22 protein-coding genes are annotated in these 23,450 nt (G+C 64.8%); 14 read left to right on the forward strand and 8 right to left on the reverse strand.

The window, feature by feature from the left end; genetic code table 11:
• The 3 genes from MC381_RS08355 to madM all read left to right on the forward strand — a co-directional run bounded on the left by MC381_RS08355 (position 1) and on the right by madM (position 2,870).
• On the forward strand, positions 1-1,539 hold the full coding sequence (locus MC381_RS08355; RefSeq protein ID WP_251977276.1) for a malonate--CoA ligase: 1,539 nt from the start codon (positions 1-3) through the stop codon (positions 1,537-1,539).
• A gap of 144 nt (positions 1,540-1,683) precedes the next feature.
• Positions 1,684-2,094, forward strand: coding sequence for a malonate transporter subunit MadL (madL, locus tag MC381_RS08360; RefSeq protein ID WP_251977277.1), 411 nt, complete (start codon positions 1,684-1,686; stop codon positions 2,092-2,094).
• 14 nt (positions 2,095-2,108) lie between these two features.
• Positions 2,109-2,870 carry a malonate transporter subunit MadM gene (gene madM / locus MC381_RS08365; protein WP_251977278.1) on the forward strand — a complete coding sequence of 254 codons (762 nt, stop codon included), beginning with the start codon at positions 2,109-2,111 and terminating at the stop codon, positions 2,868-2,870.
• A 46-nt stretch (positions 2,871-2,916) separates the two neighbouring features.
• Here madM and MC381_RS08370 read toward each other — a convergent pair whose 3' ends face one another.
• From MC381_RS08370 to MC381_RS08390, 5 genes are all read right to left on the reverse strand, one after another.
• Positions 2,917-4,293, reverse strand: a complete 1,377-nt coding sequence (locus MC381_RS08370) for a GGDEF domain-containing protein (protein WP_251977279.1) — start codon at positions 4,291-4,293, stop codon at positions 2,917-2,919.
• Positions 4,294-4,354: 61 nt separating this feature from the next.
• A complete protein-coding gene (locus tag MC381_RS08375; RefSeq protein ID WP_251977280.1) occupies positions 4,355-5,131 on the reverse strand; it encodes an EAL domain-containing protein in 777 nt (258 codons plus the stop codon).
• Positions 5,132-5,341: 210 nt separating this feature from the next.
• Positions 5,342-6,577 carry a nucleoside permease gene (locus tag MC381_RS08380; protein ID WP_251977281.1) on the reverse strand — a complete coding sequence of 412 codons (1,236 nt, stop codon included), beginning with the start codon at positions 6,575-6,577 and terminating at the stop codon, positions 5,342-5,344.
• A 68-nt stretch (positions 6,578-6,645) separates the two neighbouring features.
• A complete protein-coding gene (locus tag MC381_RS08385) occupies positions 6,646-7,737 on the reverse strand; it encodes a sugar phosphate isomerase/epimerase family protein (protein WP_251977282.1) in 1,092 nt (363 codons plus the stop codon).
• Between the two features lie 16 nt (positions 7,738-7,753).
• Positions 7,754-8,896: a Gfo/Idh/MocA family protein gene (locus tag MC381_RS08390; RefSeq protein ID WP_251977283.1), complete on the reverse strand. Its 1,143-nt coding sequence runs from the start codon at positions 8,894-8,896 to the stop codon at positions 7,754-7,756.
• Positions 8,897-9,061: 165 nt separating this feature from the next.
• Here MC381_RS08390 and MC381_RS08395 point away from each other — a divergent pair, with 165 nt between their 5' ends.
• Both MC381_RS08395 and MC381_RS08400 read left to right on the forward strand, forming a co-directional pair.
• Positions 9,062-10,087 carry a LacI family DNA-binding transcriptional regulator gene (locus MC381_RS08395; protein WP_251977284.1) on the forward strand — a complete coding sequence of 342 codons (1,026 nt, stop codon included), beginning with the start codon at positions 9,062-9,064 and terminating at the stop codon, positions 10,085-10,087.
• A 111-nt stretch (positions 10,088-10,198) separates the two neighbouring features.
• Positions 10,199-10,897, forward strand: coding sequence for an extensin-like domain-containing protein (locus tag MC381_RS08400; RefSeq protein ID WP_251977285.1), 699 nt, complete (start codon positions 10,199-10,201; stop codon positions 10,895-10,897).
• Between the two features lie 39 nt (positions 10,898-10,936).
• Here MC381_RS08400 and aguA read toward each other — a convergent pair whose 3' ends face one another.
• A complete protein-coding gene (gene aguA / locus MC381_RS08405; RefSeq protein ID WP_251977286.1) occupies positions 10,937-12,037 on the reverse strand; it encodes an agmatine deiminase in 1,101 nt (366 codons plus the stop codon).
• A gap of 135 nt (positions 12,038-12,172) precedes the next feature.
• Here aguA and MC381_RS08410 point away from each other — a divergent pair, with 135 nt between their 5' ends.
• From MC381_RS08410 to MC381_RS08425, 4 genes are all read left to right on the forward strand, one after another.
• The gene (locus tag MC381_RS08410) at positions 12,173-12,796 is read left to right on the forward strand and encodes a YbhB/YbcL family Raf kinase inhibitor-like protein (RefSeq protein WP_251977287.1); all 624 of its coding nucleotides are present in this window, start codon (positions 12,173-12,175) and stop codon (positions 12,794-12,796) included.
• A gap of 192 nt (positions 12,797-12,988) precedes the next feature.
• Positions 12,989-13,510: a retropepsin-like aspartic protease family protein gene (locus MC381_RS08415; RefSeq protein ID WP_251977288.1), complete on the forward strand. Its 522-nt coding sequence runs from the start codon at positions 12,989-12,991 to the stop codon at positions 13,508-13,510.
• Positions 13,511-13,770: 260 nt separating this feature from the next.
• Entirely contained in the window at positions 13,771-14,307 is a 537-nt protein-coding gene (locus tag MC381_RS08420) for a peptidase associated/transthyretin-like domain-containing protein (protein WP_251977289.1), read from the forward strand.
• Positions 14,308-14,327: 20 nt separating this feature from the next.
• Positions 14,328-14,975, forward strand: coding sequence for a glutathione S-transferase family protein (locus MC381_RS08425; RefSeq protein WP_251977290.1), 648 nt, complete (start codon positions 14,328-14,330; stop codon positions 14,973-14,975).
• 28 nt (positions 14,976-15,003) lie between these two features.
• Here MC381_RS08425 and MC381_RS08430 read toward each other — a convergent pair whose 3' ends face one another.
• Complete coding sequence (locus tag MC381_RS08430; protein WP_251977291.1) at positions 15,004-15,468, reverse strand: NUDIX hydrolase; 465 nt, start codon at positions 15,466-15,468, stop codon at positions 15,004-15,006.
• A gap of 329 nt (positions 15,469-15,797) precedes the next feature.
• On the opposite strand from MC381_RS08430, the gene MC381_RS08435 reads away from it, so the two are divergent.
• Positions 15,798-16,517 carry a winged helix-turn-helix domain-containing protein gene (locus MC381_RS08435; RefSeq protein WP_251977292.1) on the forward strand — a complete coding sequence of 240 codons (720 nt, stop codon included), beginning with the start codon at positions 15,798-15,800 and terminating at the stop codon, positions 16,515-16,517.
• A 192-nt stretch (positions 16,518-16,709) separates the two neighbouring features.
• Positions 16,710-18,350, forward strand: a complete 1,641-nt coding sequence (locus MC381_RS08440; protein ID WP_251977293.1) for an ATP-binding protein — start codon at positions 16,710-16,712, stop codon at positions 18,348-18,350.
• A 23-nt stretch (positions 18,351-18,373) separates the two neighbouring features.
• On the opposite strand, the gene MC381_RS08445 is transcribed toward MC381_RS08440, so the two are convergent.
• A complete protein-coding gene (locus tag MC381_RS08445; protein ID WP_251977294.1) occupies positions 18,374-19,294 on the reverse strand; it encodes a LysR family transcriptional regulator in 921 nt (306 codons plus the stop codon).
• Between the two features lie 125 nt (positions 19,295-19,419).
• Between MC381_RS08445 and metE the strand changes: the two genes are divergently transcribed.
• The 3 genes from metE (at position 19,420) to MC381_RS08460 (ending at position 23,448) form a co-directional block, all read left to right on the forward strand.
• Entirely contained in the window at positions 19,420-21,708 is a 2,289-nt protein-coding gene (gene metE, locus MC381_RS08450; protein ID WP_251977295.1) for a 5-methyltetrahydropteroyltriglutamate--homocysteine S-methyltransferase, read from the forward strand.
• A 202-nt stretch (positions 21,709-21,910) separates the two neighbouring features.
• A complete protein-coding gene (locus MC381_RS08455; protein ID WP_251977296.1) occupies positions 21,911-22,714 on the forward strand; it encodes a COG3650 family protein in 804 nt (267 codons plus the stop codon).
• Between the two features lie 125 nt (positions 22,715-22,839).
• Positions 22,840-23,448 carry an FMN-dependent NADH-azoreductase gene (locus tag MC381_RS08460; protein ID WP_251977297.1) on the forward strand — a complete coding sequence of 203 codons (609 nt, stop codon included), beginning with the start codon at positions 22,840-22,842 and terminating at the stop codon, positions 23,446-23,448.
• The last annotated feature ends 2 nt before the right edge of the window (positions 23,449-23,450 follow it).

Raw genomic sequence — 23,450 nt, forward strand, 5'->3', positions numbered from 1 at the left:
ATGAATCACAATCTCTATCTACAGTTCGCCAATCATTTCGCGCGTCAGCCGGACAAGGTGCTGATCGATACACCGAGCGCTGATCGCTACCGCTATCGCGACGTGCAGGCGATCTCCCGACGCATGGCCAACCTGCTGCGGGACAGCGGTGTCGAGCCTGGCGACCGCGTGGTGGTGCAGGTCGACAAGAGCCCGCAGGTGATCATGCTCTATCTCGCCTGCCTGCAGGTCGGTGCCGTCTATCTACCGCTCAATACGGCCTATACCGAAGCGGAGATCGACTACTTTCTTGGCGATGCCGAGCCGCGCCTCTATGTCTGCCGCCCGGAAGACGAGACGTTGGCGCGCCGGCTTGCCGCATCGCGCGGCGTGGCCGTAGTGGAAACCCTCGGTGCTCAGAGCGAAGGCAGTCTGATGCAGCGGGTCGCCGACGCCGCGGAAGACGAGAGCATCGCTGAGCTGGCCGCCGACGATCTGGCGGCGATCCTCTACACCTCCGGCACCACCGGTCGCTCCAAAGGCGCGATGCTGACCCATGCCAACCTGGCGGCCAACAGCCAAGCGCTGGCGCGAAGCTGGCGCTTCACGGCCGACGATCACCTGCTGCATGCACTGCCGATCTTCCATACCCACGGCCTGTTCGTAGCCTGCAATATCGTGCTGACGGTCGGTGCGTCGATGACCTTCCTGCCCAAGCTGGATCCGGAACAGCTGCTGGATCTGATGCCCCGAGCCACGGTGCTGATGGGCGTGCCTACCTTCTATACCCGCCTGCTGGCCAGCCCGCGGCTTGATCGACAGGCGGTGGCCAACATGCGCCTGTTCGTCTCCGGTTCGGCGCCGCTGCTGGCGGAAACGCATCGCGAGTTCCGTGAGCGTACCGGCCACGCGATTCTCGAGCGCTACGGCATGACCGAAACCAACATGAACACCTCGAACCCCTATGACGGCGAGCGCCGACCGGGAACGGTCGGCTTCGCCTTGCCGGGCAGCGAGGTGCGCATTACCGACCGCGAAAGTGGCGCCGCGCTGCCGCCCGGCGAGACCGGCGCGGTCGAGGTGCGCGGCCCCAATGTTTTCAAAGGCTACTGGCGCATGCCGGAAAAAACCGCCTCCGAGTTTCGCGAGGACGGCTTCTTTATCACCGGCGATCTCGGCGTGATCGACGGCGATGGCTATCTCTCGATCGTCGGGCGCGACAAGGATCTCGTGATTTCCGGCGGCTACAACGTCTACCCCAAGGAGATCGAGCAGTGGATCGACGAGTTGCCCGAAGTCGTGGAGTCCGCGGTGATCGGTGTCGCGCATCCCGATCTGGGCGAGGGCGTGACCGCCTGTGTGGTACTCAAGCCCGGCGCGCGCCTCGACGAGTCGCAGGTGCTGGCGGCGCTCGCCGATAAGGTGGCCCGCTACAAGCAGCCCAAGCGGGTGTTCTTCATCGATAGCCTGCCGCGCAATGTGATGGGCAAGGTTCAGAAGAACGCGCTGCGCGAGCGTTACGCCGATCTGTATCAAATGACCGAAACCGAGGCGCGATAGCGACGGTCTTTCTCTCCCGGCCGCGTGGATTGACGCGGCAGGTGCGTCGCCCGCCCGACGACGCACCGAACACGCCAGGCTCGAGACGAGCAACTCACACACTCGTCGTGATACGAAAAACGACACCCAGAGAGGTGAACAGCGATGGTGATCTACGGTGTAGCACTCCTGGCCGGCTGCATGCTGGTCGGTTTGATAATCGGCGATGTTCTGGGCCAGCTCCTTGGCATCGACGCCAACCTTGGCGGCGTGGGGATTGCCATGCTGCTGCTGATCTTCGTGACCGGCTATCTCAAGGATCGCGGCAAGTTGCCGGAGACAACCGAGAGCGGCATCAACTTCTGGAACGCGATGTACATCCCGATCGTGGTGGCCATGGCGGCGAGCCAGAATGTGGCGGCAGCCTTCAGCGGGGGCATGGTGGCAATCCTGGCCGGCGTGCTGGCCGTGGCGCTCGGATTGGCGCTGGTGCCGGTGCTGACCGGCAAGAAGGTCGACGATGCTCGGCCGCTCGATGCGCCGCCCTCGGCGCCACACGCCCCTAGCGGCCGCTGAACCGGGAGAGACACATGAACGATTCCATCGTATCGCTGGTCGACAAGTATCACCTGATCGCCGCCTTCGCCGTGATCGGCCTGACCATGTACGTGGCCTACTGGCTGAGTCGCCACCTGACCGCCGGGCGCCTGCACGGCAGCGCCATCGCGATCATCATCGGCCTGGTGCTGGCCTATGTGGGCGGTGTCTCCACCGGCGGCAGCAAGGGGCTCGCCGATGTCACCCTCTTCTCCGGGCTCGGCCTGATGGGGGGTGGCATGCTGCGCGATCTAGCGATCATCGCCACGGCCTACGGGGTGCGGTTTCAGGAAGTGAAAAAAGCCGGGTTGCGCGGCATCATCGCGCTGTTCCTTGGCGTGTTGGTGTCGTTCGTCGCGGGGGCGGTGGTGGCGATTGGCTTCGGCTACACCGACCCGGTGGATATCACCACTATTGCCGCCGGGGCCGTCACCTATATCGTCGGCCCGGTGACCGGCGCGACGCTGGGGGCGAGTTCGGAAGTGATCGCGCTATCGATTGCCGCGGGGCTGGTGAAATCGATCCTGACGATGATCGCCACGCCGATGACGGCACGTCTGATCGGGTTGGACAACCCGCGCTCGGCGATGATCTTCGGCGGCATGATCGGGACCACCAGTGGCGTGGCGGCAGGACTCGCAGCGACCGACGCGCGCCTGGTTCCCTACGGGGCCATGACCGCGACTTTCTATACGGGGCTGGGGATTCTGCTGGCACCGACGGTACTGTTTCTGGCGGTGAGGGCCGTGTTCTGAGTCTCGCGGCTAGGCGGCTTCGACCGACCGGGAAACCGGTCGGTCGCTATCGTTCACTGCCGCTGGGCGAGAAGGCCGAACGCCGGGAGGGAACGACCGATGCGACGGGAGCGATCGCGACGCAGCTGCGACCCACCGCCTTGGCCTGATAGAGCGCCTGGTCGATCTCCTCCAGCAGGCGTTCTGCCGACTGCTGGCGATGCTCGCCGACGCCGGCGGAGAAGCTGATGCGTAGCCGTGCCGGGCTCATCGGCACCGTCTCGAGCTCGCGCAGGACCCGTTTCACCGTGGCTTGCGCGGCAAACCGGTCGACGCCGGGCAGGATCAACAGGAACTCTTCGCCGCCCCAGCGTACCAGCGTGTCGCTAGTGCGCAGGGCGCTTTCGACATGGCGGCTGAATTCGGTCAGCACGGCATCGCCGACCGGATGGCCGTAGCGGTCGTTGATCGACTTGAAGTGATCCAGGTCGATCATCGCCACCGCGACACGCTCGCCATAGCGCTGGCTGCGCTGCAGGGCCTGCTCGAGCAGACCGCTGCCGAAGCGGCGGTTGTGCAGTCCGGTGAGGTCGTCGCGAGTGGCGAGATGCTCGAGCCGCCGATTCTTCTCGGTCAAGCGCCGCTCGAAGTTCATGCGTTCGGTGATATCGACCAGGAAGGCGATGCGCTGCGGCTGCCCGTTCTCGTCCTGGCTGATCGTATCCTCGATGATGACGGTACGCTCGGTGCCATCCTTCAGCTGGACCTCGACCGAACGCCGCTGTGTCTCGGCGTCGGGGAAATTGGTGGCATGGCGAGACTCCGCCGCTTCGCGATGGCGTGGTGGCAGCAGCTTGCGAAAATGCGCGTTGAGCAGCTCACGCTCGGCATAACCGAAGAAGTCGCAGAAAGCGCGGTTGATCAGTCGCAGGTAGCCGTCGACATCGATCACGCAGACGCCCATCGGCAGGCTGCCGAGCAGCTGGTGCAGATGGGGACCGGCCTGCGGCAGCTTGGGCCGCGCGGCGTCGACATCGAGAATATCGCCGATAGCCACCAGTACGCGAGGCGCCTCGCCGGGCGCGGTGGGCGCCAACGGCGACACCTTGAGCTGCAGTGCGCGCAGGGGCTGCTGATGCTGACGCAGGTGATAGCAGCGCCATTGGCGCGATGTGCCCGCGGCGCCGGGTTGGGCGAGCAGCGCCGGGTGGTCGCGGCCGGCCGCCGGCTGACGCTGGGCATCGAGCCACTGCCACGGCTCCGCCAGCGGAAAGCGATTGCCGAGCTGCAGGCGCTGGCAGGCGGTGTCATTGGCCGATACCAGCAGCGGCACGCCGTGGTCGAGCCGATAGACGAGGGCCGCGATATCCAGCGCGTCGAGACCCGCCAGCGTCAGCGGCGGGCGCGTATCAGGGCGTGATTCCGCATCGCGTGAAACAACCATGAGCCGATTCCCGTTATCATGACAGACGTTGAAAGTCGTCGCGCACCGATGCCGAGCGACGTCAATGCGTGCCGCGTACCAGCGCGAAATGCGCGTCGGAGCAGGTCGCCAGCGCTGCCGTGGTCGGCCGCGCGTACCAGTAACCCTGCTGTCGAGCGATCCCGCGTCGATAGAGCCAGCGAGCTTCCTCGAGCGATTCGATACCTTCCGCGATCAGGTCGATGTCGAGCTGGCGCGCCAGTGCGATGATCTGGTCGACGAGGATCTGGCGCCGAGGGGATTGATGGATGCCGCTGACCAGATGGCGGTCGATCTTGAGCACGTCCGGGACGATGTCCACCAGCAGGTCGAGGTTGGCATGCCCGGTCCCGAAGTCATCCAGCGCGACCTGCAGCCCCATCGCACGATAGCTGGCGACGATATCCTGCAGGTGGCGGCGGTTGTCGACGCGCTCTGTCTCGGTGATCTCGAAGCACAGTCGCTCTATCGGCCAGCCGACACGTTTGGCCGTAGCCAGTGTCGCCTGGATGCAGGCTTCGGGTTCATAGACGGCATTGGGCATGAAGTTGATCGATAGCAGACCATCAGCCCCCAGATGGTGGGCCAATTCCAATGCCTTGACCCGGCACGCCTGATCGAAGCGGTAGAGATTGGATTCGTCGACGCGTGACAGCACGGCACCAGCGGACTCGCCGCCGATTCCTCTGACCAGCGCTTCGTGGCCGTAGATTCTGCCGGCATCGATATCGACCAGCGGCTGGAAGGCCATGGTGAAGTCGAAACCCAGGGGCGTATCGCAGCGCCCGCAAACGGTTTCGTGTCTTGCGCATCCCGGCATCGTGTCCTCCCTGACGACATGCTCGGTGACTGAGGTTGTCCGTCGCGATCGCATTCCTTGCAGTCGGGACGCACTCATCAAGCTTAGAGCAGATTGTGCTCGGGGAATAGCGCCGATTCGGTAGGAAAGTGTGAACATCTCGCGGGATGATGTCGCCGATTGGCGACGTCATCGTTGCGGGCGACAGGCGAGGCGGAAGACGGTCGAAGGCTAGCGGGTCGAAGCGGTTTGCTGTCGGGTGCGGTCGCGGCGTTCGCGAAAGCAGACCAGGAACAGCAGCATCACGGCCAGGGCGAACAGCGCCGGGAAGAGCCAGATCGCGGTCCAGTCGTGCCCCTGTGCCAGCACATGGTGGTCGGTGATCAGGCCGGCGACCTGGAAGCCTATCAGCATGCCGACACCGTAGGTGGCCAGGGTGATCATGCCCTGCGCCGAACTCTGGAAGCGCTCACCCGCCTGGGCATCGGTGTAGATCTGCCCGGAGACGAAGAAGAAATCGTAGCAGATGCCATGCAGGGCGATGCCCAGCAGTAGCATCCACAGGCCGTCTTCCGCCGTGCCGAAAGCGAACAGGGTGTAGCGAACCGCCCAGGCCAGCATGCCGAGCAGTAGCGTCCGCTTGATGCCGAAGCGGCGGATGAACAGCGGCAGCAGCAGCATGAACAGCACTTCGGAAATCTGCCCCAGCGTCATCTTGCCGGTCGGGTTATCGACGCCGATCTGCGCGAGGAAGGGGTTGGCATTCTGGTAATAGAACGCCAGCGGGATGCAGATCAGGATCGAGGCGACAAAGAAGATGGCGTAGTTGCGATCCTTGAGCAGTGCGAGTGCATCGGTACCCAGTAGCTGGCCGAGGCTGGCGCCGCCCTGTTCGCGCGCCTTCGGCGGCGTCGATGGCAGGGTGAAGCTGTAAAGGCCGAGCACGAGCGATGCCAGTGCGCACATCAGGAATGTCTCGCGCAGGGCGCCATTCTCGATGGCCGCGGCCGAGTCCCAGGAGAAAACGTAGCTGATGGCCAGACCCGCAACGATCCAGCCGAGCGTGCCCCAGACGCGAATTCGGCCGAATTCGGCACCGGGGTCGCGCATTTGCCGGAAGGCGACCGAGTTGGTCAGGGCCAGCGTTGGCATGTAGAGAATCATGTAGGCGAAGACCAGCGGGTAGAAGCCCGAGAAAGTCTCGGCATGGTAGAGCCCGAACATCAACAGGGCGCCGATCAGGTGTAGCACGCCGAGAATGCGTTCGGCATTGAAGAAGCGGTCGGCGATCAGGCCGATCACCAGCGGGGCGATGATCGCCCCCCACGACTGGGTCGAGAACGCCTGACCGATTTCGCCACCGCTAGCACCGAGCGTGCTGGCGAGAAAGGTCCCGAGCGTGACAAACCAGCCACCCCAGATGAAGAATTCCAGAAACATCATGATGCTGAGACGGGTTCGTATCATGACTCGATGGCTCCCCGATGGTGGTGATGACCGACCGCGACGGCGTCACGGTCGATCGTCGTATCGATCTAGTCGAGACCGAGAATACGACGGTTACGGGTTTCACTGGCCTCGACGCCGGCGAAGTCGTCGAACGCCCGCGTGGCACGCTCGATCAGATGACGACGAATGAAGTCGGCACCTTCCCGCGCGCCCTGGGCTGAATCCTTCAGGCAGCACTCCCACTCCAGCACCGCCCAGCCGTCGAACCCATACTGGGTCAGCTTGCTGAAGATCGTCTTGAAGTCGATCTGGCCGTCGCCGAGCGAGCGAAAGCGCCCCGGACGGTCGATCCAGTCCTGGTAGCCGCCGTAGACGCCGGCACGGGCGTCTGGCGTGAACTCCGCGTCCTTGACGTGAAACATGCCGATACGCTCGTGATAGCGGTCGATGAAGCCGCGGTAGTCGAGCTGCTGCAGTAGCAGGTGGCTGGGGTCGTAGAGGATCTTCGCCCGCGGGTGATGATCGACCGCGTCGAGGAAACGCTCGAAGCTGGCACCGTCGTGAAGATCCTCGCCGGGATGTATCTCGAAGCAGAGATCCACTCCAGCCGCCTCGAAGCTGTCGAGAATCGGACGCCAGCGTCGGGCCAGCTCGGCGAAACCGGCGTCCACCAGGCCGGCCGGACGCTGCGGCCAAGGGTAGACAAAGGGCCACAGCAGCGCGCCGGAGAAGGTTGCGTGGGCCTTGAGGCCCAGGCGCTGGCTGGCGCGGGCAGCGAGATGCAGCTGTTCGATCGCCCACGCGGTACGCGCCTCGGGGTTTCCGCGCAGCGCCGGTGGGGCGAAGTCATCGAAAAGCTCGCTGCAGGCCGGATGCACCGCGACCAGCTGCCCCTGGATGTGGGTGGATAGCTCGCTGATCGCCACGCCGGCCTCGGCGCAGCGCCCCTTCAGCTCGTCGCAGTAGTCCTGGCTCTCGGCCGCCAGCGCCAGATCCATGCAGCGCGCGTCGCCGCTGGGAATCTGGATGCTTTCGTAGCCGGTGTCGGCCGCCCAGCGCGCGATCGTGTCGAGATTGTCGAATGGCGCCTCGTCACCGAGAAACTGGGCCAGGAAGAGGCCCGGGCCGCGCAGGCGGCCGGGTGTGAGGGAAGCGGTATCGGGGGCGGTAGTGGACATGAGGGCTCCAGTGTCATCAGGCATTCAGTTCGAGCGGCGACCACTTCGCGTCGCACTGCTGACTGGCGAGCGCGGTCTCGACGAAGGCCATGCCGCGCAGGGCCTCGTCGATGCCCGGTACGCCGGCCGGGGTGCCGGTGGCATCGCAACGGATGGCGGCGGCAAAGTCGCGGTAGAGATTGGCGAGCGCCTCGAAGTAGCCCTCCGGATGGCCGCCTGGCAGGCGCATCCGCTCAAGCGCGGCAGGGTGCAGGCCAGGGCGATCGATCCCGGCGCGCAGCAGGCGGGCAGGGGCCTGCTGCGGTCGATGGATCAAGGTGTTGGGTTCCATCTGATGCCATTCGAGCCCGCCCTGTTCGCCGTAGATGCGCAGCTTGAGACCGTTCTCCTCGCCGCTGCAGACCTGACTGGCGATCAACGAGCCGCTGGCGCCTTGCCGGGTACGGAACAGCAGATCGACATCGTCGTCGACCCGGCGCCCGGGGGCGTGAATGGCGAGCGAGGCGCACAGGGCGTCCACCCGGTGCCCGGAGACGAATTCGGCCAGATTGAAGGCGTGGGTACCAATATCGCCGAGACAGCCGGCGGCACCGGACAGCGCCGGATCGGCGCGCCAGGCACTGCCGTCGTCCTCGGCGTTACCGAGCCAGCTTTGCGGGTATTCGACGTGAATCTTGCGGATCTCGCCCAGCTCGCCGCTGGCCACCATCTCGCGGGCCTGCCACACCAACGGGTAGCCGATATAGGTGTGCGATAGCCCGTAGAGCCTCTTGCTTTGCGCCAGCTCGGCGGCCAGTTCCTGCACCTCGGCCAGATCGACGCCAGCCGGTTTTTCGCTGAAGACGTGAATGCCCGCAGCCAGCGCGGCGCGTGCGATCGGCACGTGAAGATGGTTGGGCGTGGCAATGACCAGCAGCTGCAGGCGCGCTTCGGGTGGCTGTTGGCGTTCCTGCGCGATCAGGGTCTCCCAGTCGGGGTAGACACGGGCCTCCGGCAGCGCGAGCGCCTGGCCGGTCTGCCGATTGTTGTCCGGATCGCGACTGAAAGCGCCGCAGACCCACTGGAAATCGCCGTCGAGTCTTGCCGCCATGCGGTGGACCTGGCCGATGAAAGCGCCTTGGCCGCCGCCGACCATGCCGGCTCTGATAGGTGTCGCCATACGTGTTGACCCCAACTTGCGTGATTTGTAACCGGTTACATTGGCGATAAAAATAGCAAGCTATCGCGTTGTCGCAATTAGCGCTTGGTCGAAGATGACGAATTTTCGTCGTACCGTCCTGCAATGCCGTAAGCTTGGGGTTTGTCGTTCTGCAAGAGAGAAACGATGTCCAGTATTCGAGAAGTGGCGCGGTTGGCGGGCGTCTCCGTGGCGACAGTCTCGCGCACCTTGAAGACGCCGGAGGTCGTCTCGCCGGCAACCCGGGAAAAGGTGCACGCGGCGGTCGAGGCGGCAGGCTATCGTCCCAACCTGACGGCCATCCAGTTTCGCTCCCAGCGCACGCGCAACCTGGTCGTACTGGTACCCAAGATTGCCAACACCTTCTTTGCGCGCGTGATCAGCGGCATTCAGCAGGCCGCGCAGGCGTGCCACTATGGCGTGCTGCTGTGCAACACCCATGGCGACGAACAGATCGAAGCGCAGTATGCCCAGCTGGTTAGCTCGCGCCAGGCGGATGGCGTGATCCAGCTGCGGGCCTTCGATCCCTTCCTCGAGGGGGCCTCGGCTACGCTACCGATGGTCAACGTCTGTGAAGTGCTGGATGCGCCGCCGTGTCCGACCGCGACGCTGGACAACCGGGCGGCGGCGCGCGAGATGACCGAGCACCTGATTGCCTGCGGCCATCGACGCATTGCGATGATCAAGGGGCCACGCCGCAGCCCGCTGACCCGGGACCGCCTCCTGGGTTATCGTGATGCGCTGGCGGCGGCCGGCATCGACTTCGATGAGTCGCTGCTGTTGCCCGGTGATTTTACCCCGCCGTCCGGCTATGCCGCGGCCCAGCGGCTTCTCACGTTGCCGGTGCGCCCCAGCGCGATCTTCTGCGAGAGCGACGAGATGGCGATCGGGGCGTTGCAGTGTCTGCGCGAGGCTGGCATCGACGTGCCCGGAGAGATGTCGCTGGCGGGCTTCGATGATATTGAATTCGCGCGTTTTTGCGCACCGCCGCTGACGACGATCGCCCAGCCGGCGGAAGCGTTTGGCGAGGCGGCCGTGGAGATGCTGATTGCGCTGATCGAGCAGCGCCCGCTGGAGATCGAGCATCGCGTTCTGCCCCACCGGCTGGTGGTCCGCGAAAGTACGGCTTCGCCGGTCGCCCAGCAGGGGGGATCACCGCTCGGCGTGATTTGACCGCGACTGCGTCGGCAGGCCCATGGTCTCTTCTGTGCGCCGAGCGTCGCAGCGTCTTCGTTCACCGATCATTCACCGACCATCGATGTTTATCGATTGCCGAGAGGTCGCATGAGACCGAGATTGTCCACGTTGCTGCTCCTGCTGCTGATCGCCTTGGGCGTCGCTGTCGACAAGGGCGTATGGCAGTTGCCGCGGCAGTGGAATCCGTTCGCGCCGCTAGTCGTGACCGATCCGGTGACACCGCTGACGCAGCTCAAGCTGACGTGGCTGGACGACGATCGCGAGGCGTGTCTCGCTGCCTTGGCCAGCGCGCCGTCGATCGCTTTTACGCCGCTCGATGACCATACGCCGGCGGCGGGTTGTCCGTTGGAGAACGTGGTCAGGGTTTCCCGCACCCAGGTCGCGTTCAATGCGAGCTTTGTCGCCAGCTGCCCGCTAGCGCTGGCCTGGACCCTTTACGAAACGCATGGCCTGCAGCCGCTGGCCGAGCAGACCTTCGGCCAGCGCGTTGCCCGCGTGCGTCACTACGGCTCCTTCGCTTGCCGTAATATCTACCATCGCGAGAACGCTCGACGTAGCGAGCACGCCACGGCGGAGGCTCTGGATATCGCGGGTTTCACGCTGCAGGATGGGCGCACGATCAGCGTGCTCGACGACTGGGATGACGCCGACGCTCGCGGCACGTTCCTGCACGATGCGCAGCAGCGCGCCTGCGACTATTTCGGGACCACGCTCGGGCCTGATTACAACGCCGCGCATGCCAACCACTTCCATTTTGGCATGCGCGGCTATGCGTTCTGTCGTTGAGGCGTCACCGGCGCGTGGAGCGAGACGCCAGGGTGCCGGTCAGGGGCGTGGCTGCTGCTGCGTGATGCAGTGGATGTTGCCGCCTCCCAGCAGAATTTCCCGCGCGGGGACGCCGATGACCTTCCGATCGGGAAAGCACTCGCCGAGGCGGGCCCGGGCCACGTCGTCATGATTCGGGTCGAGTAGCGGCATGACCACGACGTGGTTACCGATGTAGAAGTTGACGTAGGAGGCCGCCAGGCGATCCCCCGGTCGGCGGGGGCGTGAGCCGGAGAGGCGATCGACGCCGCCGGCTTCCTCCGTCTCGATGTAGAGCGGGCCGGGCTGCGGCAGTTTGTGAACTCGCAGCGGCCGGCCACGCGCGTCGGTGGCGCGCGTCAGAACCGCCAACGCGTCCCGTGAAATGGCGTGCTGGGGATCGTTCTCGTCGTCGCACCAGGTCAGTACGACCTCTCCCGGCGCGACGAAGGCGCAGAGGTTGTCGACGTGGCCGTCGGTCTCGTCCTGATAGCAGCCGGCGGGCAGCCAGATCACTTTCTCGATGCCCAGATAGTCGACCAGCAGTCGTTCCTGCGTCGCGCGGTCGAGCTCCGGATTGCGGTTGGGATTGAGCAGGCACTCTTCGGTGGTGATCAGCGTTCCCTCGCCGTCGACGTGGATGGCGCCGCCTTCGAGCACCAGCGGCGCCGCAAAGCACGGCACGCCAAGAATCTCGGCGATCTTGCGGCGAATGCGTCGGTCCTTGTCCCAGGGAAAGTAGAGTCCGCCCTTCAGGCCGCCCCAGGCATTGAAATCCCAGTCGATGACCGCGAGGCGACCGTCCGGGTGCGTCACGAAGGTGGGGCCGACATCGCGCATCCAGGCGTCGTTGCTCGACAGTTCGACTACGCGAACGTGCGCGGGCAAGTGATGCCGGGCATTCTCGTACTGCTCGTCGCTGACGCCGACGAAGACCGTTTCGCTCTCGGCGATGACGGTGGCGACCGCGACGAATGCTTGCTGTGCCGGCTTGGCGCCCAGCCGCCAGTTGTCCGGTCGCTGTGGCCACAGCATCCAGCAGGCATCGTGCGGGGCGAATTCTGCCGGCATGCGAAAGCCCAGCCGGGCGGGGAGCGCATCGGGTGAAACGACTTCAGTCATGACAAACGCCCGCGAGACACCTAAGGTTGTCGGTAAATTCTGACGGCGACTGTAGCACTCCGCGTGCGCGGGTGCGCGGGCCGTTGCGCTATTCTTCAGGTCATCCTTCGTCTCAGCCAAGTTCAGGAGAGAATCATGCGTTTTACCGTCAAGGGCATCGAGGAAGGCCAGCCGATTCCCGAGCCATTCGCCTTTGCCGTTCCGGATGCCGAGCAGCACATGCGCCTCGGTGACAACCGCAATCCGGAGCTGCGCTGGCTTGACGCCCCCGAAGGCACGCAGAGCTTCGTCGTGCTGGTCATGGACCCGGATGTGCCGGGCGTAGCCGACGACGTCAATCAGGAGGGCAAGACGCTGCCTGCCGATCTGCCGCGCGTGGATTTCTACCACTGGGTGCTGGTGGACATTCCGCCTACGGTGTCGTTGATCGAGGAGGGCGAGGCCTCCGACGGCGTGGTACCCAAGGGCAAGGCGCCGGGTCAGACCGCCAAGGGGATCGCTGGCATCAACGGCTACACGGGCTTTCTGGCCGGCGACCCGGATATGGCCGGCGTCTACGGTAGCTATGATGGCCCCTGCCCGCCGTGGAACGATGAGGTCGTGCACCGCTACACCTTCAGCGTCTTTGCACTCGATATTCCCACGCTCGGTCTGGCCGGGGAATTCACCGGCCAACAGGTCCGTGACGCGATGGCCGGCCACGTGCTGGCCGAAGCGAGCATCACCGGCACCTACACGCTCGATCCACAGCGGCGCTGAATGGCGATCGCGCTCTGACGGCCATGGCCCGCAGGCCCGAGTTCCGGCGAATGGGGCGTCGACAGGTGGTGGCCGGGGCGGAGGCTCGCGCGAGCGGCAGAGCCTGGCGTCTCGCCGCGCGAGTCGCCCGACTGTCGTGGCCGGGAGCGATTCGCTTCCGGCCAACGGCCAGGGTCCACGGCGTCGGCCGGTATGAGTGAGCGCAGGTCGCCCGGCCGTCGGGTCGGCGTCGCCATGCTGGTGCTGTGCTGGATCGTGCTGCTGGCCCTCGCCATGCTCTGGTTCCGCGATCTCGAGGAACGACGTCGCGATCCCAATGCGGATCTTGCCAACCTCACCGTCGATCAACAGCCCGTGCACCTCAGACGCAATGCCTACGGCCATTTCGTCGCGCCCGGCGAGATCGAGGGGCACGCGGTCACCTTTCTGGTCGACACGGGCGCTACCTATGTCTCGCTCTCCCGGTCGCTCGCTGACCGGCTGGCGCTGGAACCCGGGCCGGTGGTGACCTTCACCACCGCCAACGGCCGCGTCGACGGTCATCTCGCCACGCTCGACAGCGTGCGACTCGGCGGTCTGGAGGCGCATCGCGTGCCGGGGTCGATTCATGATGGTCTAGATGATGACACCGTGCTGCTCGGCATGAGTTTCCTGGGACGCTTCGCGATCCGTCTGAATGGCGATGAAATGATCATCAGCCCGCCGGGGCGCTGATCGGGACATTGAATCGGGGTTCTCTCAAGGGCGTTGCCCGCCCGGCGTCGCTTCCGTGGCATCGGGACGGGGCATCGGGGCGTGTCGACGGTACTCAAGACGGTGCTCAAGATCGCAACGTGCGCACTGCGTGCGCATTCGGCTGTCAGGATCGAGGCTTTCTCGAGCGTCCGCCAGCCTCTAGTCGGGCGCTTATCGCTGTCTATAGCCAGTCTCTTCCCGCAGGCGCTGCGGGGAATCGCCATCAAGGAGTCGATAACATGCGGGTTCGTTTGCGCAATGGGGTATTGCTGGCGTCGCTGGCGCTGGTATTGAGCGGGTGTGGCAGCTTCTCCAGCGGCACGTTCCAGATGCCCGATATCTTCGATCGCAGCGATCGCGACGAGAACGTCGTCGAGCGCCAGATCCCGTTTCCGGCCGAGGAGTACGCCAAGCTCGACAAGCACGGGACGGCGGCGGTCCAGGGGCGGCTGACCTACCGCAACGCCGAGGGACAGACGCTAGTGGGGGCGAACGAGACGGTCTCCGTCGCACCAGCGACCCGCTACGCCGCGGAAGCGGCAGAGGTGGCGTTATCCGGACGGCGGATCGAGCCGGCCGACCCTCGCGCTCGCGAATATACCCACTACGCTGAGACGGACGACAACGGCTATTTCGTGGTGCGTGGCATTCCCGCCGGCGTTTTCTATGTGGCCGGCAGCGTGCTGCTGCCCGGCGGCCAGGCGAGGAGCCCCATCATCATTCGACAGGTTGAACTCGGTGACGGTCAGGTGAGCGATGTCGACCTGAGTCGTTGACGACGACAGGGAGCAGCGAGATGTTGACGGTCTGGGGACGGCGAAGCGCCTACAACGTGCAGAAAGTGCTGTGGCTGGCCGACGAGCTGGGCATCGAGGTAGCGCATCGGCCGGTCGGCGGCAGCGAGGGCGGTCTGGATACACCGGATTTCCTCGCCATGAACCCCAATGGCCGCATTCCGGTCATCGAGGATGGCGAAACGGTCGTCTGGGAGACCGATGCGATTCTGCGCTATCTCGCGGCGACCTACGGTGACGCCCACTTCCAGACGCGGGAGCCGGCGGCGCAGTCACAGGTCGATCGCTGGATGGCCTGGTCGCTCTCGCAGCTGGAGCCGGCCTTCTTCACCGGCATCTTCTGGGGGTTCTATCGGACGCCGGGCGCGGAGCAGGACGATGCCGCCATCGAGCGTGCCATGGCGACCTGCGACCGGCTTTACACGACCCTGAATGCGGCGTTGCGCGAGCGGCCATTTCTCAGCGGCGAGTCGCTGGGCCTCGCCGACATTCCGGCGGGCACGACGCTCTATCGCTACTTCGAGCTGGAAATCCCGCGCCCCCCGCTCCCTCACGTCGAAGCGTGGTACCAGCGTCTGCAGTCGCGGGCGGCCTATCGTCAGCACGTGATGCGCCCGTTTGGCGAACTCTACGGCCGTCTGGCCTATTGAGTCACCAGGCTGCCGACTCCCTAATCGATCAAGAAGACGGCTCTGGCCGCCGGGTGGGCAGGTCCTGTCGGTCGCGCCATTCTCGTACCAGCGGCAGCACCGCGTCTCGGGTCAGCGGGGCGAGGTCGAGCGAGGCGGCTTCCTCCAGCGTGACCCAGCGAATTTCCTCGATCTCCGCCGTGGCCTGGGGCGTACCCGCGATTGCCGCCCAGAACAGGTGGGCCTCGACGTCAAAGCCCGCTTCGTTGGCAGCGGGGGCGGAAGCCACCTCGATGGCCACCCGGTGACGGATCTCTACGCCGAGCTCTTCCCGTATCTCGCGCGTCAGCGCGGCGTCTGGCGTCTCTCCGCGATCGATCTTGCCGCCCGCCTGCATGAACCAGCGGCTGCCACGCTTGCGCACCAGCAATAGACGATACCGATCGTCGATGATGATCGCCGCGGCAAGGGTCAAACGACGCGTGTTGACGTCTTCGGTATGAGATGTCAGCAAGGTTCTCTCGCTCTAGATGACTGAAGGGAAACGGCTACTGCCGTCTGAAGAATGCGGTGATTTTGCCCGACATTGCACGTTGACCCCAGGTTGGCGGATTACAAACGGAACAATTCGGGTATGATGCGGATCTATCCACTACGTTTAGCAGTTGAACGTAGCTTGTCGGTATCGCGCTTGCCGATTCTTGTGACGGGTGTTTCGATGTCAAGGCAAGTGGCTGGAATGACCGATGGACGGCACATGAAGATGAACTGCACACGAAGATGAACTGCACATAAAAATAACCGATTGGTGGTATGCAGGGTTTCGAGGCCAAACTTAAAGGGATGGAAGACAGCTTGGACAGCACTGCACATCAAGATCGCGTACTGATCATCGAAGATGACGAGCGACTGGCGCATCTGACCCGCGAGTATCTGGAAGCCAACGGTTTCCAGGTCGGACTCGAGCACGATGGCGCACACGGGGTGGAAAGAATCGTCGAGGAGCAGCCTGACATGGTCATCCTCGACCTGATGCTGCCGGGCGAGGACGGTCTGTCGATCTGTCGTCGCGCGCGGCCGCACTACGCCGGTCCCATCCTCATGATGACGGCCCGCACCGACGACATGGATCAGGTGCTGGGGCTGGAGATGGGGGCGGATGACTACGTGCCCAAACCGGTCCAGCCGCGCGTGCTGCTGGCACGCATGCGGGCACTGATGCGCCGGGCGGATAGTCTGGTCTCGTCCAGCGGCGCGACCCGTCTGACGTTCGATGATCTGACGATCGACAGCGCCACGCGTGAAGCGTGGCTCGAGGAGGAGCGCATCGATCTGACCAGCGCCGAGTTCGATCTGCTCTGGCTGCTGGCGGACAACGCCGGTCGTGTGCTGACGCGCGAAGAGATCTTCTCGCAGCTGCGCGGCATCAAGTACGACGGGCAGGATCGCTCCATTGACGTCCGCGTGTCGCGCATTCGGCCGAAGATCGGCGATGATCCCAACCATCCGCACCGCATCAAGACCGTGCGGAGCAAAGGGTATCTGTTCGTTCGGGACGGTTGAGTCCGGGGCGTCCGGGATCGCGCCAGACGCGGTGATCTCTCCTGGCCCCGTCGCATGCCCGTGCGACGGGGCCAGGTCGCGCCACCACGTCGGCAGCGACATTCACGCTTTCCCGTCTTTCACCAACCCTATCCGTGTACCGGCCATCGACTGGCGGGCCTCGGATAGCCGGGTTGCCGCGCGAGATTCTGCATGCGTCGTACCTTGACCGACAGCACCTTCCTGCGTTTCTACGCCTCCTTGCTGGTGGCGCTGATCGTGACCTTTGGCCTGGCACTGTTCAGCTTTCTCATGGTCGACCGGGTGCGCCAGGAGCACTACCGCGAGGATCTGGTTACCGGGCCGCTGGCGCTGCTGTCCGACCTGGTCTCACGCCAGCCCTTGTCGCAGCGCGATGAGTGGCTCGCCTCGATGGCATCGACACTCGGCATGCCGCTGGGGCTCTTCGAACTCGACGAGTTGTCGCTCGACTACTTCGAGCGCGCGCGCCTGCGCGACAATCGCCCGGTGATCGAAGCAACCGACGACGGTTGGCGCTCGCTCTATCAGTTGCCGCACTCCCAATGGGTGCTGGCGGCCCGTATCAACAGTCTCAACGAGATGCAGCTGCGCGGCATCACCGAAGTGTTGCGCAGCTGGCTGAGCGGGGAGTCGGAAGAGGTTCAGAATCGGCGGCTGCACCGGGTCAAGCGGCAGTTCCAGCTGCCGGTCGGGCTCTATACCACGGCGCCCACGGACGTCGATCCGATTCAGGCCACGCGGCTCGATGCAGGCGAGGTGGTCGTGCGGCTGGAAACCGGCCTGAGTGCGCTCTATATCCATGCCCGTGTCGGCCCGGATCGCTGGCTGCGCATCGGCCCGCTGCCGACCTTCGAGTCGATGCCGCTGTCGCTGGCGTTGGCCCTGTTGATCATGGTGCTGGTGACGCTGGCCGGGGCGATCTATCTGATCGTATGGAGCGTCGAAGGTCGGGTGGGGCGGCTGGAGCGGGCGGCGACCAAGATCGCCGCCGGGCATCTCAACGCGCGGGTCCGCGTCGATAGCAACGACTTTCTCGGCCGGCTGGGCATGGCGCTCAACGGCATGGCTGTGCAGGTGCAGTCACTGTTGCGCAGTCAGCAGGAGATGATTCGGGCGGTTTCCCACGAACTGCGCACCCCGGTCGCGCGTATCCGCTTCGCGGTGCAGATGCTCGAGGATATCAGCCGTGACGACGTCGCCCGTCGCCAGCTCGAGGGTATCGACAAGGATATCGCCGAACTCGACCGACTGATCGACGAGATTCTGACTTATGCCAAGCTCGACAGCGAAAATGCCCAGGGCGTCAGTCTCAAGACCGAGAGCCTGGAGTGTCGGGCGCTGGCCTGGCGCGTGGTCGATACGTTGAGTCCGCTGCATCCGCACCTGACGCTCAGCGTGGCCGACGGCGACGAGCTCGAGGTCGAAGCGGAGCCGCGCTACTTGCAGCGGGCGGTACAGAATCTTGTCGCCAATGCTTGCCGGCACGCCGAACGTCGGGTGCAGGTGAAGATTCATCGCGAGCCGAGGGCGATCCGTATCGACGTCGAGGACGACGGTCCCGGCGTGCCGGAGAAGGATCGGATTGCCATCTTCAAGCCGTTTGCGCGTCTCGACGACAGCCGCACGCGGCGTTCCGGCGGCTACGGCTTGGGGCTATCGATCGTGCAGAAGATCATGGCCTGGCATGGCGGCAACGTGGTGGTCGATCGCAGCGAGTCGCTCGGCGGCGCGCGTTTCAGCCTGCTGTTGCCGATTCACGCGCGCGGCGCGATCCACCCGCTGACCTTCGACGAGCCGCAGACCGACGCCTGAGACTTGGCGCGAGCCGGGCGGGGTCAGTCGCCCGCCGGCTTGATGCCGTTCAGGACCGCAAACGAGGTATCCCGCGCGGTACGAATGAAATCCTCCATCCACGGCAGCTCGCGGCTCTCCTCGCGAATGGCCGCGTAGAGCGTGCTCCAGACGCCGTCCCGCCCCAGCGGCAACGCCTTCACGTAATCCCGCTCCAGATACTCCGTCAGTGCCCAGTTGGGCAGGGCGCAGACCCCGCGCCCGCTCGCCACCAGCTGCATCATCATTACCGTCAGTTCGGCGCTTCTCACCTCCCGTGGCTGGACCTTTGCCGGATCGAGAAACTGGGTGAAGACATCCAGTCTCGAATGGTCGACCGGATAGACGATCAGCGTTTCCGCGGCAAGATCGTCCGGTTCGACCCAGGTGCGCCCGGCCAGCGCGTGCTGCTTGGAAACCGCCAGCAGACCCTCGTAGCGGAACAGCGGTGCATAGTGGACGCCGGGCAGGGGCTGGGGGTTGTCGGTGATTACCAGGTCCAGCGCTTCCCGCGTGAGGCCGGGCAGCAGGTCGAAGTTCTGTCCGCTCGGGATATCGACTTCGACCTCCGGCCAATGGTTGCGGAAGTGATCGACGGTCGGCATCAGCCACTGGAAGCAGCTATGGCACTCGATCGCCATGTGCAGCCGCCCGTGCTCGTTACCGGCGAGCCGCGCCAGATCGCGCTCGGCCACGCGCAGCTGCGGCAGTACCTGTTCGGCCAGTGTCAGCAGCCGCTCACCCGCGTGGGTGAAGGCGACAGGACGGGTCTTGCGCGTGAACAGTGGCATGCCCAGACGAGATTCGAGATCCTTGATCTGGTGCGAGAGGGCCGACTGCGTCAGATGCACGCGCTCCGCCGCTTCGACGAGCGAGCCGGTATCGCGCAGGGCGATCAGGGTGCGGAGATGGCGCAGTTCGAGCATGCTATGAATTCTATTCACGATTCGGATTAGATAAACACGTTTGATTCAGGTTGGGTTGCTGGAGAGACTGCTCACCAAGCAATGACTGGTTGCATTCTACCCGCTAACGCTGAGAGACCCTACTCATGACCACTCTGGTGCATACCCTTGGCTATCCGCGCATCGGCGCGCAGCGTGAATTGAAACGGGCCGTGGAATCCTATTGGAAAGGCGAGAGCGATGCCGCGGCACTGGAGCGGGAAGGGGCGCGCCTGCGGCACGCGCACTGGCAGGCACAGCGCGATGCCGGTCTCGACATGGTCACCGTCGGTGACTTCGCCTTCTACGATCAGGTGCTCAACGTCTCCACGCTGCTGGGTGCGATACCGCCGCGCTTCGGTCGCGTCGAGGGTGAGGTCGACTTCGACACCAGTTTCCGTATGGCGCGCGGTCGTGCGCCGTCCGGCGAGCCGGCGGCCGCCTGCGAAATGACCAAGTACTTCGACACCAATTATCACTATCTGGTGCCGGAGCTGCATGCGGGGCAGACGTTCCGCCTCGCCAGCCAGCGGCTGTTCGACGAGGTGGCGGAAGCGCAGGCGGCCGGACATCCGGTCAAGGTCGCTTTGACCGGTCCGGTGACCTGGCTGTGGCTGGGCAAGGCCAAGAGTGAGGGGCTCGATCGCCTCTCGCTGCTCGACGCGCTGGTCGCCACCTATGGCGAGATACTGGCACGCCTCGCTGACGCGGGCGTGACGTGGGTCCAGCTCGACGAGCCGGCGCTGGTACAGGATCTGCCGAGCGACTGGCAGCGGGCGTTCGAGTCCGCCTACCACGCGCTGCAGTCGGCTCCGGTGAAACTGCTGGTCGCCAGCTATTTCGGCGCGCTGGGCGATAATCTGGGCCTGGCGCTGGGGCTGCCCGTCGCGGGTTTGCATATCGATCTGGCGCGCGCGCCGGGCCAGCTTCCCGCCGTGCTCGATCGCCTGCCACCTGATAAGTTGCTATCGCTCGGCGCCGTCGACGGTCGCAATATCTGGCGTGCCGATCTGCGCCAGCTTGCCACCGCGCTGGCGGACGCCAAGGCACGCCTGGACGGTCGTCTGTGGGTCGCGCCCAGCTGCTCGCTGCTGCACGTGCCGGTGGACCTCGACAACGAAACCCAGCTCGATCCCGAGCTGAAAGGCTGGCTGGCGTTCGCGCGACAGAAGCTCGACGAAGTCGTGACCCTGGCTCACCTGCTGGATGGCCGCGAAACCGATGCCGATCGGGCGCGGATCGACTCGGCGGCGCACGCCTTGAAGGCCCGGCGTGAGTCCCGTCGTATCCATCAGGCGGCGGTGCGTGATCGGCTGGCCGCGATCGGCCAGGCCGACACGCAGCGTCACAACGTCTATGCCAGCCGCGCGGTGGCGCAGCGTGAGCGCCTGAACCTACCGCTGTTTCCGACTACCACGATCGGCTCCTTCCCCCAGACGCAATCCATTCGCAGCGTGCGGCGTGACTTCAAGCGCGGCGATCTGACGGCGAGCGACTACGAAGCGCGCATGCGTGAAGAGATCGCTCAGGTCGTCGCGCGCCAGGCGTCGCTCGGGCTGGATGTGCCGGTGCATGGCGAGGCCGAGCGCAACGACATGGTCGAGTACTTCGGCGAGCAGCTCGATGGTTTCGCCTTCACCGAGAACGGCTGGGTCCAGAGCTACGGCTCGCGCTGCGTCAAGCCGCCGGTGATCTTCGGCGACGTGACGCGTCCCGAGGCCATGACCGTGCGCTGGAGCGAGTACGCCCAGTCGCTGACCGACAAGCCGATGAAGGGCATGCTGACCGGCCCAGTCACCCTCCTGCAGTGGTCGTTCGTGCGCGATGATCAGCCGCGTGCCACCACCTGTCGCCAGATCGCCCTGGCACTGCGCGACGAAGTCGCCGATCTCGAACAGGCCGGTATCGCCATCATCCAGATCGATGAGCCGGCACTGCGCGAGGGCCTGCCACTGCGTCAGGCCGAGTGGCAGACGTATCTCGACTGGGCGGTAGAGTGCTTCCAGTTGAGCGCGGCGGTGGTACGTGACGAGACGCAGATTCATACCCACATGTGCTATGCCGAGTTCAATGACATCATCGGCGCGATTGCGGCCATGGATGCCGACGTCATTACCATCGAGACTTCGCGCTCGGACATGGAGCTGCTGGATGCCTTTCAGGACTTCGACTATCCCAACGAGATCGGGCCGGGCGTCTACGATATCCACTCGCCGAATATTCCGGACCAGGCGTGGATCGTTGACCTGATGGTCAAGGCGGCCGAAAAGCTGCCCGCCGAGCGGCTCTGGGTTAATCCGGACTGCGGTCTCAAGACGCGTGGCTGGGCAGAGGTCGAGCCGGCGCTGGCCAACATGGTCGACGCGGCCCGGGTGTTACGCCGTCGCTACGCCTGACTCGCTTCGCTCGCGTCGGCCAGGGAGATCGGCTGGGCGGCGTATCCCGTCATCAGGCCTGACATGTTAGGCTGGGAGTGGCGCCACGAGAGGCTCTCGTGGCGCTTTTTTGTTTTTGCGATCATCCGGTTGCGTCGACCGCACGCGCGATGACACCGGTGGCGAAAAAGAACCGCGTCTGTCTCATTCGGGAACCGTCTTCATGTCCGCAAAGTCGCTGGCGCTCTGGCGTCGCCTCTCTATCGAACGTTTTCGTCCTTTCCGCTCTCGATCTGCTCTGGGCGCCGCGTGTACGGTGTTGCTGCTGGCGGGCTGCGCCACCGGGGGCACGACACAACCGGTGGATGCCGGGTCGTCGCTCTCGGTGTCGAAGACGGCGGAGACGCCCCAGTCGCCGCTGTTGCCCGGGGCCTTCTTCGCCGATGGCGGCGAGCGGTTCACGGCCTGGCGCTGCACACCCTCGCAGGATCTGGTCACGACCACGCCGGACGAGCAGCGCCTGCGGCTATGGACGGCGCTGGGAAAAACGGAACTGCCCGCCGCCGTGGTCGGCAGCGGAGAACGCTACGCACTCGGCGGCGTCTCCTTCTGGCGCCAGGGCAAGAACGCGCGCGTCGAAAGCGATAACGGCCAGCTGGTCTGCAGCATCGCCAGCGAGCGTCCCACCACGACGCGCGAAGAGCAGCCGCAGAGTATCTTCTACGCCAGCGGCAACGAGCCAGGCTGGCGCATTTCGCTGGATCGCCAGACGACTTCCCTCACGCTGGTTTCCGACTACGGCCAGGCCAAGGACACCTTCGACTATCGCGTCGCCTCGCTCGACAACGGCAATGAAGCACGGGTGGTGCTGGTCAGCGACAGTGGCCGTCAGCCGCTGGAGATGGATCTGCGTGCCGGCGCCTGCTTCGATGACATGAGCGGTCGTCCCTGGCCGGTCAAGGTCACCCTGCGCTACGGCGACCAGACCTGGCAGGGCTGCGGACAGGGTGTGGAAGCGACGCGCTGAACCGGGCGTTTCTTTCTCTTTTTTCGAATGATGTACGCCATTTTTACCGCTTATCGTTTGAAAAATGTCAATGAATAATAGCCTCCGACGACTGCCGCTTCGGCATCCACTTCGGAGGCATTTTCATGGCACCACGTATTCTTCTCATTACCAGTTCCCTGTTCGGCGAGAATGGTCAGTCCAGCACGCTGGCGGCCACGTTCAAGGCCGCGCTGGCCGAGCGCGATGTCCAGCTCATCGAGCGTGACGTAATCGCCGAACCCCTGCCGCATCTGACTGGCCCGGAGATGGCAAGCTGGATGACCGCCCCGGCCGAACGCAGTGCCGAACAGGAAACCCTGGCCGCGCTGTCCGATACCCTGCTGGCGGAAGTCGAGGCCAGCGATCTGGTCGTGCTGGCCGTTCCCCTCTATAACCTCGGCATCCCCAGTCAGCTGAAGGCGTGGTTCGACCGTATCCTGCGAGCGGGCAAGACCTTCCAGTACACCGAGAACGGCCCTGTCGGTCTGCTCGAGGGCAAGTCGGGCCTGATCCTGGCCGCCCGCGGTGGCATGTACGCGGGCACCGAGCTGGATTCCCAGACGCCGCACCTGCGCCATATGCTGGGATTGATCGGCATCAACGATGTTCAGGCGATCTATGCCGAAGGGCTCAATATGGGCGATGCTCGCAAGCAGGCATCGATGGACGAAGCCAAGCAGGCGATTGGCCATTACGTGGCGTCTCGATTCTGAGC

Origin of the sequence: Salinicola avicenniae, assembly GCF_023736115.1 — a bacterium.
GTDB lineage: Bacteria > Pseudomonadota > Gammaproteobacteria > Pseudomonadales > Halomonadaceae > Salinicola > Salinicola avicenniae.